The sequence below is a fragment of the Curtobacterium sp. 22159 genome (genome assembly GCF_052045775.1).
In the GTDB taxonomy this organism is placed as follows: domain Bacteria; phylum Actinomycetota; class Actinomycetes; order Actinomycetales; family Microbacteriaceae; genus Curtobacterium.
On record NZ_JBQEPN010000010.1, the window covers coordinates 15,217 to 29,668 of the forward strand.

Consider the following 14,452-nt stretch of genomic DNA (forward strand, 5'->3'; position numbering starts at 1 on the left):
CGGCGCTTCGTCGTTGCGGGGGGGGCGGGCGGCGCCGGGGCCGGGCGGTGGCGGCTGTGGCGGCGCCGAGCGGTGGCGCCGTCGCCGAGGTTGCACGACACGCCGCGCGTCGTGTGCCGAGAGTGCACTTCGTGCCGCTCAGGAACGCCGAGAGCGCCAGAAAGTGCGATCTCGCGAGCCCGCCCGCCCCGCGCCGCCCCCGCGCCCGTCAGCGCGCGGCGCGCCGCAACCGCCGCCGACGCAACCGGTTGATCCGGGTCGCCCAGGTCGGCCCCTCGTAGAGGAACGCCGTGTACCCCTGCACGAGCGTCGCCCCCGCGTCGATCCGGTCCTGCACGTCCTGCTCACTCGTGACGCCCCCGACCGCGATCACGCAGAAGTCCGACGGCACGGCTGCCCGCACCCGGCGCAGGACGTCGAGCGACCGCGCTGCCAGGGGTGCTCCGGAGAGACCGCCGGCACCCATCGCGGAGACCTCGTCCGGAGGGGTGGTCAGGCCGGACCGCGAGATCGTCGTGTTGTTCGCGATGATGCCCGAGAGGCCGAGCGAGACCGCGAGCTCGGCGATCGCGTCGATCTGCTCGTCGGTGAGGTCCGGGGCGATCTTCACGAGCACCGGTACCTTCCCCGCGGCGTCGCGGACGGCGGACAGCAGCGGCCGGAGTTGGTCGAGCTCCTGCAGGCCGCGCAGTCCGGGGGTGTTCGGCGAGCTGACGTTCACGGCCAGGTAGTCCGCGAAGGGCGCGAGCCGCTGGGTGGACTCAAGGTAGTCGTCCACGGCGTCGGCGACGTCGACGACCCGGCTCTTGCCGATGTTGACGCCGATGACCGGTCGGCCCGGGTTGCGCCGGGCGCGTTCCAGGCGTCGGGCTGCCGCGGCCGCACCGTGGTTGTTGAAGCCCATCCGGTTGATGAGCGCGCGGTCCGGGATGAGCCGGAAGAGCCTCGGGCGCTCGTTGCCGGGCTGCGGCTTGGCGGTGATCGTGCCGACCTCGACGTGTCCGAAGCCGAGCAGGCCGAGGCCGCCGATCCCCCGGGCGTCCTTGTCGAACCCGGCTGCGAGGCCGAACCGCGACGGGAAGTGGATGCCCATCGTGGTCACGCCGTCGAGGGCCGAGGGGCGCGAGTACCGCTCGACCAGTCGTCCGACGATCGGGACGTGCGGCAGGGCCTTGATCACCGCGAACGCGATGTGGTGCGCCCGCTCGGGTTCCATGTTCGCGAACACGGAACGGAAGACGACGGCGTACCCGCCGCGGACGATGCGCTCGGCGACCCCGCTCACGCGCCGGCCCCGGCCGGGGTGGTGGCGCCGGAGCCGTCGACCCCGTGGTGGTCGATGCGGAGCTGGGTGATGGCGTCCTCGAAGTCCTCGAGCGAGTCGAACGCCTGGTAGACGCTCGCGAAGCGCAGGAACGCGACCTCGTCCAGCTCGCGCAGGGGGTCGAGGATCGCGAGGCCGATGTCGTTCGCGTCGATCTGGCTGGAGCCCGACGACCGCACGGTCTCCTCGACGCGCTGCGCCAGGATCGCCAGGTCGCCGTCCGTCACGGGGCGCCCCTGGCACGCCTTGCGCACCCCGGACACGATCTTGTCGCGGCTGAACGGCTCGGTCACCCCGTTCCGCTTCACCACGTTGAGCGAGGCGGTCTCGGTGGTCGAGAAGCGGCGCCCGCAGTTCGGGCACTGGCGGCGGCGACGGATGGAGGTTCCGTCGTCGCTCGTCCGTGAGTCGACGACGCGGGAGTCCGGGTGGCGGCAGAAGGGGCAGAACATGGCGTCCCCAGGCTACCGGTTCGTGCGTTCCGTCACGGCGGCTCCGTGCGCGGGGAGCTGTTCCTCGGTCGAGAGCGCGACGATGTGCGGCGCGACCGCGGCGAGCGCGTCCGGCGAGTACCGGATGACCTGCTGCGGTCGCAGGAAGGTCGAGGCGGACAGCCCGGAGCCGAACCGCGCCTGTCCACCGGTGGGCAGCACGTGGTTCGACCCGGCCAGGTAGTCACCGAGGCTCACCGGCGTGCTCGGCCCGACGAACACCGCACCGGCGGCGTCGACCAGGGCGAGCACGGCGTCGTCGTCCGCGGTCTGGATCTCGAGGTGCTCGGGCCCGTACGCATTGCTCACGGTGGCCGCATCGGCGAGCGAGTCCACGAGCACGATCGCGGACTGCGGTCCGTCCAGGGCGGCCTGGAGGCGCGCAGCGGTCCCCAGGACGGCCGTCCGCTCCGGGATGGCGGCTTCCACCGCGTCGGCGAACGTCGCGGACGTGGTCACCAGGACGCTGCCGGCCTGTTCGTCGTGCTCGGCCTGGCTGATCAGGTCGGCGGCGACGTACCCGGCGTCGGCCGTGTCGTCGGCGATGACGAGGATCTCGGTGGCACCGGCCTCGGCGTCGATGCCGACGACCCCACGCACGAGGCGCTTCGCCGCGGCGACGTAGTTGTTGCCCGGCCCGGTGACGAGGTCGACCGGCTCGAGGCCGATCTCCGGGACGCCGTACGCGAGCGCACCGATCGCACCGGCGCCCCCCATGGCGTAGACCTCGTCGATGCCGAGCAGCCCGGCCGCGGCCAGGATCGTCGGGTGCACCGCTCCGCCGTGGTCCCGCTGCGGCGGTGACACGAGCGCGATCGACCCGACGCCGGCGACCTGTGCGGGCACGACGTTCATGACGACGCTCGACGGGTACACGGCCTTGCCACCCGGGACGTACAGACCGACCCGTCGCATGGGCTGCCACCGCTGGTGCACCTCGGCACCGTCCGCGAGGGTCGTGACCGATGCTGCGGGCACCTGGGCGGCGCTCGCTGCCCGGACGCGGCGGATCGCTTCGTCGAGCGCGGTCCGGAGCGCGGGGGTGAGCCCGGCGACGGCGGCGGCGATCTCGGCGGCGGGTACTCGGACGTGCTCCGGCGCTCCCCCGTCGAAGCGTTCCGCCTGGTCGTGCAGCGCCGACGTACCGTGCGTCCGGACCGCTTCGACGAGCTCGCGAGCGGCCTCGGCCGCGTGCGAGACGTCGCCGGCGGCGCGGGGCATGAGTCGGAGGAGTTCGGCGCGGGCGGGCAGTCCGCCACGGAGGTCGATTCGCTGCATCATCAGGTGCCCCAGCCTACCGAGCGAGGCCCAGCGGACGGTCGCCGTGCGCAGGGAGGCCGGCTCGACAGCGACGACGAGCACGGTCCTCCTGTGGATCGGTCGTCCCTCAGACGAGCGCCTCGACCACCGGGCGGTGACGTTCGGCGTCGCCGCTGTCCCAGGCGCCGAGCAGGTGCAGCGTCGCGATGCGGAACACGAGCGCACGGATGAGCAACTGGTGCCACTCGGAAGGGTCCGCGCCCGCGACCACGCCGAGCGCGCCGAGCCGTCGGACGGGGGTGCCGTGCCAGCACACCGCGTCGACGGCGGCGATCGCTGCTCCGGAGCCTGCGGGACGCCAGGAGGGCGGCCAGTCGATCACGGCGGGCGCGTGCCCGTCCTGGAAGAGGACGTTGCCGAGCAGGTCGCCGTGCACGAGCTGGGACGGCGAACGCACCGGGCGGAACGCGGCGCCGAGACGGTCGAGCACCCGGTCGCGCGGCAGCGGCGTCTCACCCCAGGCCATGCTGTCCGCGCGGCGCCACGGGTCGTCCTCCACACCGGAGCCGGCCCGCGCGTCGGCAGCGGGATCGAGGAACGGGGGGCGTTCGATGTGCGCGACCGCGCGGTGGAATGCTGCCCCGGCGAGGATCACGTCCTCGACGCGGGTCTCGTCGGCGGCACCGGCGACCCACTCCCACGCCTCCCACTCCCCCGCACGCCAGCTCCCGTCGGCCGCCGCGACGGGTCGGGGCGACCGGAACTCCGGGGTGTGTCGGAGCGCGGCGAGGACGTCCGCTCGCCAGTCCGTCACCGCGGGCCCGTCGTGCGGACGGAACACCACGTCGCCCGCCCGCCAGGTCAGCCCCCGGCCGCCGGGGAGGCGCTCGGCCGTCCGGTCCCCGACCCCGAAGGCCCGCAGGACCTCGGGTCCCGGTTCGCCGTCGGTCACGTGCTCCGGAGCACCTTCTTCATGGGCCGGCCCTTCGCGAGTTCGTCGACGAGCTTGTCCAGGTACCGGATCCGCTGCATGAGGGGGTCCTCGACGTCCTCCACCCGGACCCCGCACACCACCCCGGTGATGCCGGAGGCGCCGGGGTTCAGGGTCGCGGCGGCGAAGAAGTCGCGGAAGGTCGTCCCCGCGGCGAGGTGCCGGGCGAGCGTCGCGTCGTCGAACCCCGTGAGCCACGCGACGACCTCGTCCAGTTCCGCGCGGGTCCGGCCCTTGCGCTCGACCTTGGCGACGTACGCCGGGTAGACCGACGCGAACGGGGTGTCGAAGATGCGGTGTCCCACCGGGTGCTCCGTCGTCAGACCAGGCAGCGCGGCCCGAGAAGGCTCTTCAGCTCGCCGAACAGGTCGGGCGTCAGGTTCACCGGGAACGGCAGCTCGAACGTGCGCGCGACGTCGTCCTTGAGCAAGCGGAGCCGGACCTCGGTCTCGCCCTGGTGCCGGCTGAGGACGGCGGCGAGCTCGGTCACCGTCGACGTCGTCGCCTGCCGCTCGGGCAGGCTGAGCGTCAGCGGGCCCGAACCCATGGCGTCGCCGACGTTCGGCTGGAACATGCTCACGGCGTGCAGTGCCTTGCCGTCGTCGCGGACGTTGACCCGCCCACGCAGGACCACGATCGAGTCGGCCACGAGGGACGGCCCGAACTCCTGGTAGGTCTTGCCGAGGAACATGACGCCGATCTCGCCGCCGAAGTCCTCGATCTGGACGATGCCGTACGGGTTGCCGCTCGACTTCGCGACGCGGTGCTGCACGCTCGTCAGGAGCCCGGCGACCGTGACCGTCTCGCCCTCCACCGAGTCGTCGGCGGCGAGGAGGTCGGCGATGGTGATCGACTGGTGCTTCGCGAGCTCGATCTCGAGACCGGCCAGCGGGTGGTCGGACACGTACAGGCCGAGCATGTCGCGCTCGAACGCGAGCTTGTCGCGCTTCGACCACTCCGGGCGGTCCGGCACCTGCGACACCGCGGCCGCTGCTGCCGGGGACTCCTCGGCGACCTCGGCGAAGAGCGAGTCGAAGTCGAACCCGACGTTGCCGTGGGCTTCGTCGCGCTTGACCTTCACCGCACCTTCGACGGCAGATTCGTGGATCTCGACAAGTGCCCGGCGGGTGTCACCGAACTCGTCGAACGCACCGGCCTTGATGAGCGACTCCACCGTGCGCTTGTTCGCGGAGGAGATCGGGATCTTGCGGAGGAAGTCGTGGAAGGACTCGAACGCGCCCTTCTCGGTGCGGGCCTGCACGATGTCGTCGACGACGTTGAAGCCGACGTTCCGGATCGCGCCCATGCCGAAGCGGATGTCGTCCCCGACGGCCGCGAAGAACCCGATCGACTCGTTGACGTCCGGCGGCATGACCTTGATGCCCATGCGGCGGCACTCGTTGAGGTACAGGGCGAGCTTGTCGCGGGCGTCGCCGACGCTCGTCAGCAGCGCCGCCATGTACTCGGCCGGGTAGTGCGCCTTGAGGTAGGCCGTCCAGAACGACACCACGCCGTACGCGGCGGAGTGCGCCTTGTTGAACGCGTAGTCGGAGAACGGCAGCAGGATGTCCCACAGCGTCTTGATCGCCGCGTCGGAGTACCCGTTGTCCTTCATGCCCTGCTCGAAGCCGGCGTACTGCTTGTCCAGCTCGGACTTCTTCTTCTTGCCCATCGCGCGACGGAGGATGTCCGCCTGACCGAGCGAGAACCCGGCGACCTTCTGCGCGATGGCCATGACCTGCTCCTGGTAGATGATCAGACCGTAGGTCTGGTCCAGGATGTCCGCGAGCGGCTCGGCGAGCTCCGGGTGGATCGGCGTGATCGCCTGCTCGCCGTTCTTGCGGAGGGCGTAGTTCGTGTGCGAGTTCGCACCCATCGGCCCCGGTCGGTACAGGGCGATGAGCGCCGAGATGTCCTCGAAGTTGTCCGGCTTCATGAGCCGGAGCAGACCGCGCATCGGGCCGCCGTCCAGCTGGAAGACGCCGAGCGTGTCGCCGCGCTGCAGGAGCGCGTACGCCTCGGGGTCCTCGAGCCCCATGGTCTCGAGGTCGAGCTCGATCCCCCGGTTCGACTTGATGTTGTCGAGGGCGTCACTGATGATCGTGAGGTTCCGCAGGCCCAGGAAGTCCATCTTGATCAGGCCGAGCGACTCCGCTGCCGGGTAGTCGAACTGCGTGACGATCTGGCCGTCCTGCTCCCGCTTCATGATCGGGATGATGTCGATCAGCGGGTCGCTCGACATGATGACGCCGGCCGCGTGCACGCCCCACTGGCGCTTCAGCCCTTCGAGTCCGAGCGCGGTGTCGAAGACCGTCTTCGCCTCGGGGTCGGTCTCGACGACCGTGCGGACGTCGACGGCTTCCTTGTAGCGGGGGTGGTCCTTGTCGAAGATCCCGGTGAGCGGGATGTCCTTGCCCATCACGGGCGGCGGCATCGCCTTGGTGAGCTTCTCGCCCATGCCGAACGGGAAGCCGAGGACGCGCGAGGAGTCCTTGAGCGCCTGCTTCGCCTTGATCGTGCCGTACGTGACGATCTGCGCGACGCGCTCGGATCCGTACTTCTCGGTGACGTACTTGATCGCCTCACCGCGGCGCCGGTCGTCGAAGTCGACGTCGAAGTCGGGCATCGAGACGCGGTCGGGGTTGAGGAAGCGCTCGAAGATCAGGCCGTGCCGGATCGGGTCGAGGTCGGTGATGCGCATCGCGTACGCCACCATCGAGCCGGCACCGGAGCCACGGCCGGGCCCGACGCGGATCCCGTTGTTCTTCGACCAGTTGATGAAGTCCGCGACGACGAGGAAGTACCCCGGGAACCCCATCTGGTTGATGATGCCGACCTCGTAGTCGGCGCGCTCCTGCACCTCGGCGGGGATGCCGTCCGGGTAGCGGTACTGCAGCCCCTTCACGACCTCCTTCTCGAACCAGGAGTGCTCGGTCTCGCCCTCGGGGACGGGGAACTTCGGCATGTAGTTCGCCGCGGTGTCGAACTCGACGTTGCACCGTTCGGCGATGAGCAGCGTGTTGTCGCAGGCTTCCGGGTTGTCGCGGAAGACGTGCCGCATCTGCTGCGGTGTCTTGAGGTAGAACTCGTCGGCGTCGAACTTGAAGCGGTTCGGGTCGTTCAGCGTGGAGCCGGACTGGACGCAGAGCAGTGCCGCGTGCGACTTGGCGTCGTGCGAGTGCGTGTAGTGCAGGTCGTTCGTGCCGACGAGCGGGATGTCGAGGTCCTTCGCGAGGCGGATGAGGTCGCTCATGATCCGCCGCTCGATCTCGAGCCCGTGGTCCATCACCTCGGCGAAGTAGTTCTCCTTGCCGAAGATGTCGCGGTAGTCCGCCGCTGCCTGCCGGGCTTCCTCGTACTGGCCCAGGCGGAGACGGGTCTGGATCTCGCCGGAGGGACACCCGGTCGTCGCGATGATGCCCTCGTGGTACTGCTCGAGCAGTTCGATGTCCATGCGGGGCTTGAAGTAGTAGCCCTCGATCGACGCACGCGAGGACAACCGGAACAGGTTGTGCATGCCCGTGGTGTTCTCGGCGAACATCGTCATGTGGGTGTAGGCACCCGAACCGGAGACGTCGTCGCCGCCGCCGTCACCCCAGCGCACGCGGGTCTTGTCCGAGCGGTGCGTGCGGGGCGTGATGTACGCCTCTGTCCCGATGATCGGTTTCACGCCGCCGGCCTTCGCGGCCTTCCAGAACTCGAACGCGCCGAACATGTTGCCGTGGTCGGTCACCGCCACGGCCGGCATGCCCTGTGCGGCCGTCTCGGCCACGAGGTCGCCGAGCCTGGCGGCGCCGTCGAGCATCGAGTACTCGCTGTGCACGTGCAGGTGGACGAAGGAGTCGGAATCCGACACGGAACCTCCGGTTCGAAGGAGCTGCTGCAGGGTGGGAACAGCCTAACCGCGCCCACCCACATTCCCGGGCGCGTCGAGCGCGTCGTCCCGCTCAGCGCACGAGCGGCAGCCAGATGTCGTCGACGATCTCGACGATGCGCCGGTCCGGCAGCGCCTTGAGCGACATCACGAGGTCGTGCCGCACGAGGTCCGACGGGAGCGAGGCGACGCCGTCCGGCCAGTCCCGGGCGGGGATCTCCCCGCGTGCCACGGCCCGTTCGAGCATCACGCGGCCGATGGTGGAGCGCCCGCCGAGCAGGCGCTCCCGCAGGTCGGCCGGCGACAGCCCGGTCTCGGCGTTGATGCTCGCCATGTAGACGCTGATCGCGGCCATGAAGCCGGATCGGAAGGCGTTGAAGTCCCGCAGCGCCCGCAGGACGTCCCCGCGGAGCGACCCGGTGTCGACGAGCTCGCGCCGTGCGAACAGCCCTCCGTGCTGCAGCGCCGCCAGGACGAGGTCCACCTTCGCGGGCCAGCGACGGTACAGCACGGGCTTCGAGGTCCCCGCCCGGGCCGCCACCCCCTCGTACGTGAGCGCCGGGTACCCGACCTCCTGCAGCTCGGTCCAGGCGGCGTCGAGCAGCGCCTCCTCGAGTTCCGCGCCGCGTCGGCGCGTCTTCACAAGATCCACTTGCGTATCTTAACCGCTGGAGCTACGGTCGTGCTCGTTAAGAAACGAGCACGTATCCAAGGAGCACCGTGGACCGGAACACCACCAGACTCGCCATCGCCCTCGTCGTCGGCGCGATGGCGCCGCTGTTCGACTCGACCATCGTCAGCGTCGCCCTGCACACCCTCGGGCGGGACCTGCACGCCAGCGTCGACACCGTCCAGTGGATCAGCACCGGCTACCTCCTCGCGATGGGCGTCACCGTGCCGCTCGTCGGCTGGCTGCAGGACCGGATCGGCGGACGACGGCTCTGGATGGCCTCGCTCGTCGTCTTCCTCGTCGGCAGTGTCCTCTGCTCCCTCGCGTGGGACGTCACGAGCCTCATCGTCTTCCGAGTCGTCCAGGGCATCGGAGCCGGCGCGATGATGCCGTTGCTGACGACGTTGCTCATGCAGGCCGCCGGCGGACGGGACGTCGGGAAGCTCATGTCGATCGCATCGCTCCCCACCGCGCTCGGGCCGATCCTCGGGCCCGTCATCGGCGGTGTGATCCTCGGGGCCGGCAGTTGGCCGTGGCTGTTCTGGGTGAACGTGCCGTTCGCCGCGGCGGGGCTGCTGCTCGCGTGGCGGTTCATCCCCGCCGACGGGCCGACCGGCACCGCCCGCCTCGACACCGTCGGCCTGGTGCTCCTGTCCCCCGCCGTCGTCGGTGTCCTGTTCGGCCTGAGCAACGCGAGCCGCACGGACGGCTTCGCCCGGCCCGATGTCTGGGTGCCGCTCGTCGCGGGCGTCCTGCTCCTCGTCGCGTTCGCCCTCCGGGGCACACGCCGGCGTGGTGACGCCCTCGTCGACGTCGCTCTGCTCCGGCACCGTCCGCTCGCCGCTGCGGCCACCCTGATGTTCTTGATGGGCGCTGCGCTCTACGGCGGCATGCTGCTCCTCCCGCTGTCCTTCCAGGACCTGCGGGGCTCGGACGCGCTCGGCGCGGGACTCCTGCTCATCCCGCAGGGCGTCGGGTCGCTGCTGAGCCGGTCACTGGCCGGACGGCTCACCGACCGGATCGGCGCCCGCTCGGTCGCGATCGTCGGGTTCGGGGTCGTGCTCCTGGCGACCGTCCCGTTCGCCTTCGCGGACGGCTCCACGAGCCCGTGGTGGATCGGGCTCGTCCTGGTGGTCCGCGGTCTGGGTCTCGGCGCGGTGATGATCCCGGTGATGGCCGTGGGCTTCGTCGGACTGGAGCGCCGCGAGATGCCGCACGCGAGCACGATCACGCGCCTGGCGCAGCAGCTCGGCGGAGCGTTCGGCACCGCCGTCCTCGCGGTCGTGCTGGCCGGTGCAGCAGCCGGGAGCGACCCTGCCGGCGCGTTCCAGCAGGCCTTCTGGTGGGCGATCGGCATCACGGCGTTCGCGACGGCGATGGCGGCGCTCCTCCCCGGCCGACGGCCCGAGCCGTCGGCCGGCGCTCCCAGCGCTGCCGAGCCGGTGCGGGCGGCCTCCCGCTGATCGCGCGGTCGCGGACGGCGGACGGGAGGCGCGGGGCGGCGACGCACCGCGCCTCCCGTCCGCCACGAGTGGGCAGGACCCGCCGTGTGCGAGTCCGCCAACGGGCAGGACGTGCCGCTGCGCGGCCGCGAGTGTGACGTTCGCCGCACACTCGACGGACGGGGCGACGGGCACGCGCGGTGTACGGGCGCGCCCGGGGCCGGCCCTGGCCCGGCACCGCTACGCGGCGCGGATGCGGTCCAGCGCGAGCTGCAGGTCGTCCGGGTACGCGGCCCGGAACTCCACCCACTCGCCGGTGCGCGGGTGCTCGAACCCGAGCCGCACCGCGTCGAGCCACTGCCGCGTCAGACCGAGCTCGTTCGCGAGCACCGGGTCCGCGCCGTACATCGTGTCGCCTACGAGCGGGTGTCGTGTGGCCGCCATGTGCACGCGGATCTGGTGCGTGCGGCCGGTCTCGAGGTGGACCTCGAGCAGCGTCGCCGAGCGGAACGCCTCGAGCGTCTCGTAGTGCGTGACGCTCGGCTTGCCGTCCGCCGTGACCGCGAACTTCCAGTCGCTGGAGGGGTGCCGACCGATCGGCGCGTCGATCGTGCCGGAGGTCGGGTCCGGGTGGCCCTGCGCGAGGGCGTGGTAGACCTTGTCGACCGTGCGCTCCTTGAACGCGCGCTTGAGGTGCGTGTACGCGAGCTCCGTCTTCGCGACGACCATCAGCCCCGAGGTGCCCACGTCGAGCCGGTGCACGATGCCGGCGCGCTCGGCGGCGCCGGACGTGGCGATGGTGAAGCCCGCGGCCGCGAGTCCGCCCGGGACCGTCGGGCCGTCCCACCCGGGCGAGGGGTGCGCCGCGACCCCGACCGGCTTGTCCACGACGACGATGTCCTCGTCGTCGTGCACGACCGTCATGCCGGGCACCGCGACGGGGACGATGCGCGGGGCCTCCTTCGGGGTCCACTCGACCTCGAGCCACGAGTCGGCGTGCAGCCGGTCGGACTTGTCGACGACGGCGCCGTCGACCCGGACACCGCCCGCGGCCACGACGTCCGCCGCGAACGAACGGCTGAACCCGAGGAGCTTGGCGATGGCGGCGTCCACGCGCTCACCGGCGAGCCCGTCGGGGACGGGCAGGGAACGGCTCTCGGTCACGTCGCGTCGTGCCCGAGCGGGTCGCGTCCGTCCCGCGGAGCGCGCGGGTCGTCGGCCGGGGTCCGGGAGGCGCGGTGCTCGTCCGGCAGGGAGGCGCCGGTGGACGGGCCGGCCGCGGCCTCGGCGGCGCGCTGCTGCTTCGCGGACAGGGCACGCGAACCGTCGAGGTTGACGCCGAAGATCACGAGCAGGACGAAGATCACCATGCTGACGCAGATGAACGAGTCGGCGATGTTGTAGATCGCCGGCATCATCCAGGGCGTGGAGATGAAGTCCACCACGTGCCCGCGCCCGAAGCCGGGCTCACGGAAGAGCCGGTCGAGCAGGTTGCCCAGCGCGCCCCCCAGGAGCATGCCGAGCACGAGCGCCCACCACATCGAGCGGATCCGCCGTGCGAAGACGATGATCGCCACCACCACGGCCGTCGACACGATCGAGAACACCCACGTCATGTTCACCGCGAACGAGAACGCGGCGCCGGGGTTCCGGACGTAGATGAACTGCAGGGCGTCGCCGAGCACGCGGACGGGCGTGCCGTACGGCAGGTGCGCCACGACGAGGGCCTTCACACCCTGGTCGAGCGCCACCACGACGACAGCGGCGAAGGCCAGTGCCGCGATCGCGCGGACACTGACCTTCGCTCGTGATGCTGGTCGCGACAACGTCAGTTGCCGAAGCCCTGCGCCGAAGCCGGCGCCGGGGTGAGACCGGACTGCTCGGAGCCCGAGCCGTCCAGCTCAGCGAGCTGACCCTGGATGTAGCTCTTCAGCTGGGCGCGGTAGTCACGCTCGAACGTGCGGAGCTCGTCGATCTTGCCCTCGAGCTGGCGCTGCTCCTGCTCGAGCACCGCGACACGCTGACGGTTCGTGTTCTCGGTGTCGGCGATGATCTGGCGCTGCTTGGCCTCGGCCTCGGACACGAGGCGGGCGGCCTGCGCGGTGCCCTCGGCGATGAGGGCGTCGCGCTTCTCGATGCCTTCGCGCACGTGCTCCTCGTGGAGGCGACGAGCGAGCGTGAGGAGGTTCGTGGTGCCCTCGGTGTCCTCGTCCGCGGGGACCGTGGTGGCCGGCGCTGCGGCGGCGACCGGGGCGGGCTCGGGGGCCGCTGCCACGGGGGCGGGCTCCGGCTCGGGCTCGGGCGTCGGCGCGGACTGCTCGGCCTGGGCCGGCTTCGGAGCCGATTCAGCGGCCTGCAGGCGCTGACGGAGCTCGTCGTTCTCCGCGGTCAGGCGACGCAGCTCGACCACGACCTCGTCGAGGAAGTCGTCGACCTCGTCCTGGTCGTAGCCCTCGCGGAACTTCGTCGGCTGGAACCGCTTGTTGACTACGTCTTCCGGCGTCAAAGCCATTGCCGTCACCTCAATAGAACTGCTGAACGTGTGGAACCGTCTCCGTCGCGACCGAATGTACCAGTCGCGCCGGACGGTGCGGATGCCGCGCCGGAGCGGGCATCGATCCCGACCACCGTACACCGACGGCGACCGGGAACCGTGACCATGCCCTGGGCGTGGCGCGTGTCGCGGCTGACCGCGACCTAGACGAAGTACCGGACGACCGTCATCGCGATGATCACCACGAGCATCACGATCGTCCATCCGAAGTCGAGCGCGACCGGCCCCATCCGCAGCGGCGGGAGCGCCCGGCGGACGGCCCGGATCGGCGGATCGGTCACGGTGTAGACGATCTCGGACACCACGAGCAGGCCGCCGGTGGGACGCCACGACCGGTTGTACGCCTGCACGATGTCGAGCGCGAACCGGCCCCACATCACGAAGAAGTAGAGCAGCAGGAGGAAGTACAGGATCGTGAAGATCGCGGACACGTTGGGGCTCGCTCGGCTCGGGTGGACGTCGTCACGTGACGACGCTCACGGGGCGGGTGGGCCTGAGGGACTCAGGACTGGGCGAAGAAGGACGCCTCGATGTCGGACTCTACCTCAGGCGCCTCACCGCTCACGGCGACGTGGGCGGGCGAGAGCAGGAAGACCTTGTTGGTGACGCGCTCGATCTTGCCGTACAGGCCGAGCGACAGCCCCGAGGCGAAGTCGATCATGCGGCGGGCGTCCGCCTCGGTCATCTGCGAGAGGTTGATGATGACGGGGATGCCGTCGCGGAAGCTCTCGGCGATGGACTGGGCGTCCTTGTACTCGCGCGGGTGGACGGTGAGGATCTCGTTCATTTCCTGGACCGGTGCTGCCTTCTGTGCGGTCGTGTGCGAGCGGCGGAGCGGGGTGACCTGGGCGCCGCGCTGGTGGGTGTGCGTCTTGGTCTCGGTCGCGACGGGCGCCACCGGTGCCGCGGCGGGCGCGGGCGTCTCCTGCGCGGCCGGGGCCGGCGCGGGAGCAGGGGCGGGTGCCGGAGCGGACTGCTGACGAGCCGGCTGCTGCTGCGGCTGCTCGTCCTCGTACTCGAGTTCCTCGTCGGCGAGGCCCAGGTAGACCATCGTCTTCTTCAGCGGGTTGGCCATGGTTCCTCCGGAGGTGTCTGCTCGTGGATGCCCTTGGAACGAGGCTAGGGCGCGACCGGGCGATTTCCGGTGATTGCGGTCCCGATCCGGAGGTGTGTCGCACCCTCGAGCACGGCCTCGGCGTAGTCGCCGCTCATGCCGGCCGAGATGTCGGTCGCGGTCGGCTCGAGGGCCACGACCCGGTCGGAGACGGACCGGAGCCGGGCGAACGCGGCACGCGGTTCCTCGTCGAGCGGCGCGACCGCCATGACGCCCCGCAGCCGGATGGTGCCGGTCGCGAGGACGCGCTCCGCCATGGCCTCGACGTCGTCCGGGCGCACGCCGCCGCGGCCCGGGTCGTCCGTCAGGTTGACCTGCACGAAGCCGTCGATGACCGGCGGCTCCGGCTCGGCCTCCGTCGGTGCGAAGGCGTGGACCACGGACGCGCGGTCGAGCGACTGGACCACGTGCGCGTACCGGCGGACCTGCCGGGCCTTCTTCGACTGCAGCTGCCCGACGAAGTGCCAGGTCAACGACAGGTCGGCGAGTTCGGCGGCCTTGGCCTGCGCCTCCTGGTGACGGTTCTCCCCCACGTCGGTGACACCGAGTGCCGCGAGGTCCCGGACGAGCTGCGCCGGGTGGAACTTCGTGACGACGACCAGGGTCAACTCGTCCGCACCGCGCCCTGCGGCCCGCGCCGCGTCCGCGATGCCGGACCGGACGGACGCGAGACGCGCCTCCAGTCCGCCGTCCTGGGACGGGATGGACGGGAGGCGCGGATCGCTTGCCACC

The 14,452-nt window shown here is 71.1% G+C and carries 14 protein-coding genes; 1 reads left to right on the plus strand and 13 read right to left on the minus strand.

What is annotated here, in order from left to right:
* Positions 1 to 208 precede the first annotated feature (208 nt).
* From ACTJKO_RS12355 to ACTJKO_RS12385, 7 genes are all read right to left on the minus strand, one after another.
* A complete protein-coding gene (locus tag ACTJKO_RS12355) occupies positions 209 to 1,285 on the minus strand; it encodes a quinone-dependent dihydroorotate dehydrogenase (RefSeq protein ID WP_440689097.1) in 1,077 nt (358 codons plus the stop codon).
* Positions 1,282 to 1,776: a transcriptional regulator NrdR gene (gene nrdR, locus ACTJKO_RS12360; RefSeq protein WP_440689099.1), complete on the minus strand. Its 495-nt coding sequence runs from the start codon at positions 1,774 to 1,776 to the stop codon at positions 1,282 to 1,284. Before nrdR ends, ACTJKO_RS12355 begins: the two co-directional genes overlap by 4 nt.
* Positions 1,777 to 1,788: 12 nt before the next feature.
* Positions 1,789 to 3,096, minus strand: a complete 1,308-nt coding sequence (hisD, locus tag ACTJKO_RS12365; RefSeq protein ID WP_440689101.1) for a histidinol dehydrogenase — start codon at positions 3,094 to 3,096, stop codon at positions 1,789 to 1,791.
* 106 nt (positions 3,097 to 3,202) lie between these two features.
* Positions 3,203 to 4,027, minus strand: a complete 825-nt coding sequence (locus ACTJKO_RS12370; protein ID WP_440689103.1) for a hypothetical protein — start codon at positions 4,025 to 4,027, stop codon at positions 3,203 to 3,205.
* Positions 4,024 to 4,371 (minus strand): DUF2200 domain-containing protein, encoded by a 348-nt coding sequence (locus ACTJKO_RS12375; protein WP_440689105.1) that lies wholly within the window; start codon positions 4,369 to 4,371, stop codon positions 4,024 to 4,026. The genes ACTJKO_RS12370 and ACTJKO_RS12375 overlap by 4 nt, the downstream gene beginning before the upstream one ends.
* A gap of 14 nt (positions 4,372 to 4,385) precedes the next feature.
* Positions 4,386 to 7,871, minus strand: a complete 3,486-nt coding sequence (gene dnaE, locus ACTJKO_RS12380; protein ID WP_440689360.1) for a DNA polymerase III subunit alpha — start codon at positions 7,869 to 7,871, stop codon at positions 4,386 to 4,388.
* A gap of 142 nt (positions 7,872 to 8,013) precedes the next feature.
* The gene (locus ACTJKO_RS12385; protein WP_440689107.1) at positions 8,014 to 8,592 is read right to left on the minus strand and encodes a TetR/AcrR family transcriptional regulator; all 579 of its coding nucleotides are present in this window, start codon (positions 8,590 to 8,592) and stop codon (positions 8,014 to 8,016) included.
* 68 nt (positions 8,593 to 8,660) lie between these two features.
* On the opposite strand from ACTJKO_RS12385, the gene ACTJKO_RS12390 reads away from it, so the two are divergent.
* Positions 8,661 to 10,073, plus strand: a complete 1,413-nt coding sequence (locus ACTJKO_RS12390) for an MDR family MFS transporter (protein ID WP_440689109.1) — start codon at positions 8,661 to 8,663, stop codon at positions 10,071 to 10,073.
* A 219-nt stretch (positions 10,074 to 10,292) separates the two neighbouring features.
* Here ACTJKO_RS12390 and ACTJKO_RS12395 read toward each other — a convergent pair whose 3' ends face one another.
* From ACTJKO_RS12395 to ACTJKO_RS12420, 6 genes are all read right to left on the minus strand, one after another.
* Entirely contained in the window at positions 10,293 to 11,216 is a 924-nt protein-coding gene (locus ACTJKO_RS12395; protein ID WP_440689111.1) for an RluA family pseudouridine synthase, read from the minus strand.
* Positions 11,213 to 11,878, minus strand: coding sequence for a signal peptidase II (gene lspA, locus ACTJKO_RS12400; protein WP_440689113.1), 666 nt, complete (start codon positions 11,876 to 11,878; stop codon positions 11,213 to 11,215). Before lspA ends, ACTJKO_RS12395 begins: the two co-directional genes overlap by 4 nt.
* 2 nt (positions 11,879 to 11,880) lie before the next feature.
* Complete coding sequence (locus ACTJKO_RS12405; RefSeq protein ID WP_440689115.1) at positions 11,881 to 12,564, minus strand: DivIVA domain-containing protein; 684 nt, start codon at positions 12,562 to 12,564, stop codon at positions 11,881 to 11,883.
* A 185-nt stretch (positions 12,565 to 12,749) separates the two neighbouring features.
* On the minus strand, positions 12,750 to 13,037 hold the full coding sequence (locus ACTJKO_RS12410; RefSeq protein ID WP_440689117.1) for a YggT family protein: 288 nt from the start codon (positions 13,035 to 13,037) through the stop codon (positions 12,750 to 12,752).
* A 71-nt stretch (positions 13,038 to 13,108) separates the two neighbouring features.
* The gene (locus ACTJKO_RS12415; RefSeq protein ID WP_440689119.1) at positions 13,109 to 13,681 is read right to left on the minus strand and encodes a cell division protein SepF; all 573 of its coding nucleotides are present in this window, start codon (positions 13,679 to 13,681) and stop codon (positions 13,109 to 13,111) included.
* A gap of 44 nt (positions 13,682 to 13,725) precedes the next feature.
* Positions 13,726 to 14,451, minus strand: coding sequence for a YggS family pyridoxal phosphate-dependent enzyme (locus tag ACTJKO_RS12420; RefSeq protein WP_440689121.1), 726 nt, complete (start codon positions 14,449 to 14,451; stop codon positions 13,726 to 13,728).
* Position 14,452 lies beyond the last annotated feature (1 nt).

Excerpts from the sequence above, each read along its gene's own strand:
- ACTJKO_RS12415 (WP_440689119.1), bottom strand. The coding sequence starts at position 13,681 with ATGGCCAACCCGCTGAAGAAGACGATGGTCTACCTGGGCCTCGCCGAC.
- dnaE (WP_440689360.1), bottom strand. The coding sequence starts at position 7,871 with ATGCTCGACGGCGCCGCCAGGCTCGGCGACCTCGTGGCCGAGACGGCC.
- hisD (WP_440689101.1), bottom strand. The coding sequence starts at position 3,096 with ATGATGCAGCGAATCGACCTCCGTGGCGGACTGCCCGCCCGCGCCGAA.
- nrdR (WP_440689099.1), bottom strand. The coding sequence starts at position 1,776 with ATGTTCTGCCCCTTCTGCCGCCACCCGGACTCCCGCGTCGTCGACTCA.
- ACTJKO_RS12405 (WP_440689115.1), bottom strand. The coding sequence starts at position 12,564 with ATGGCTTTGACGCCGGAAGACGTAGTCAACAAGCGGTTCCAGCCGACG.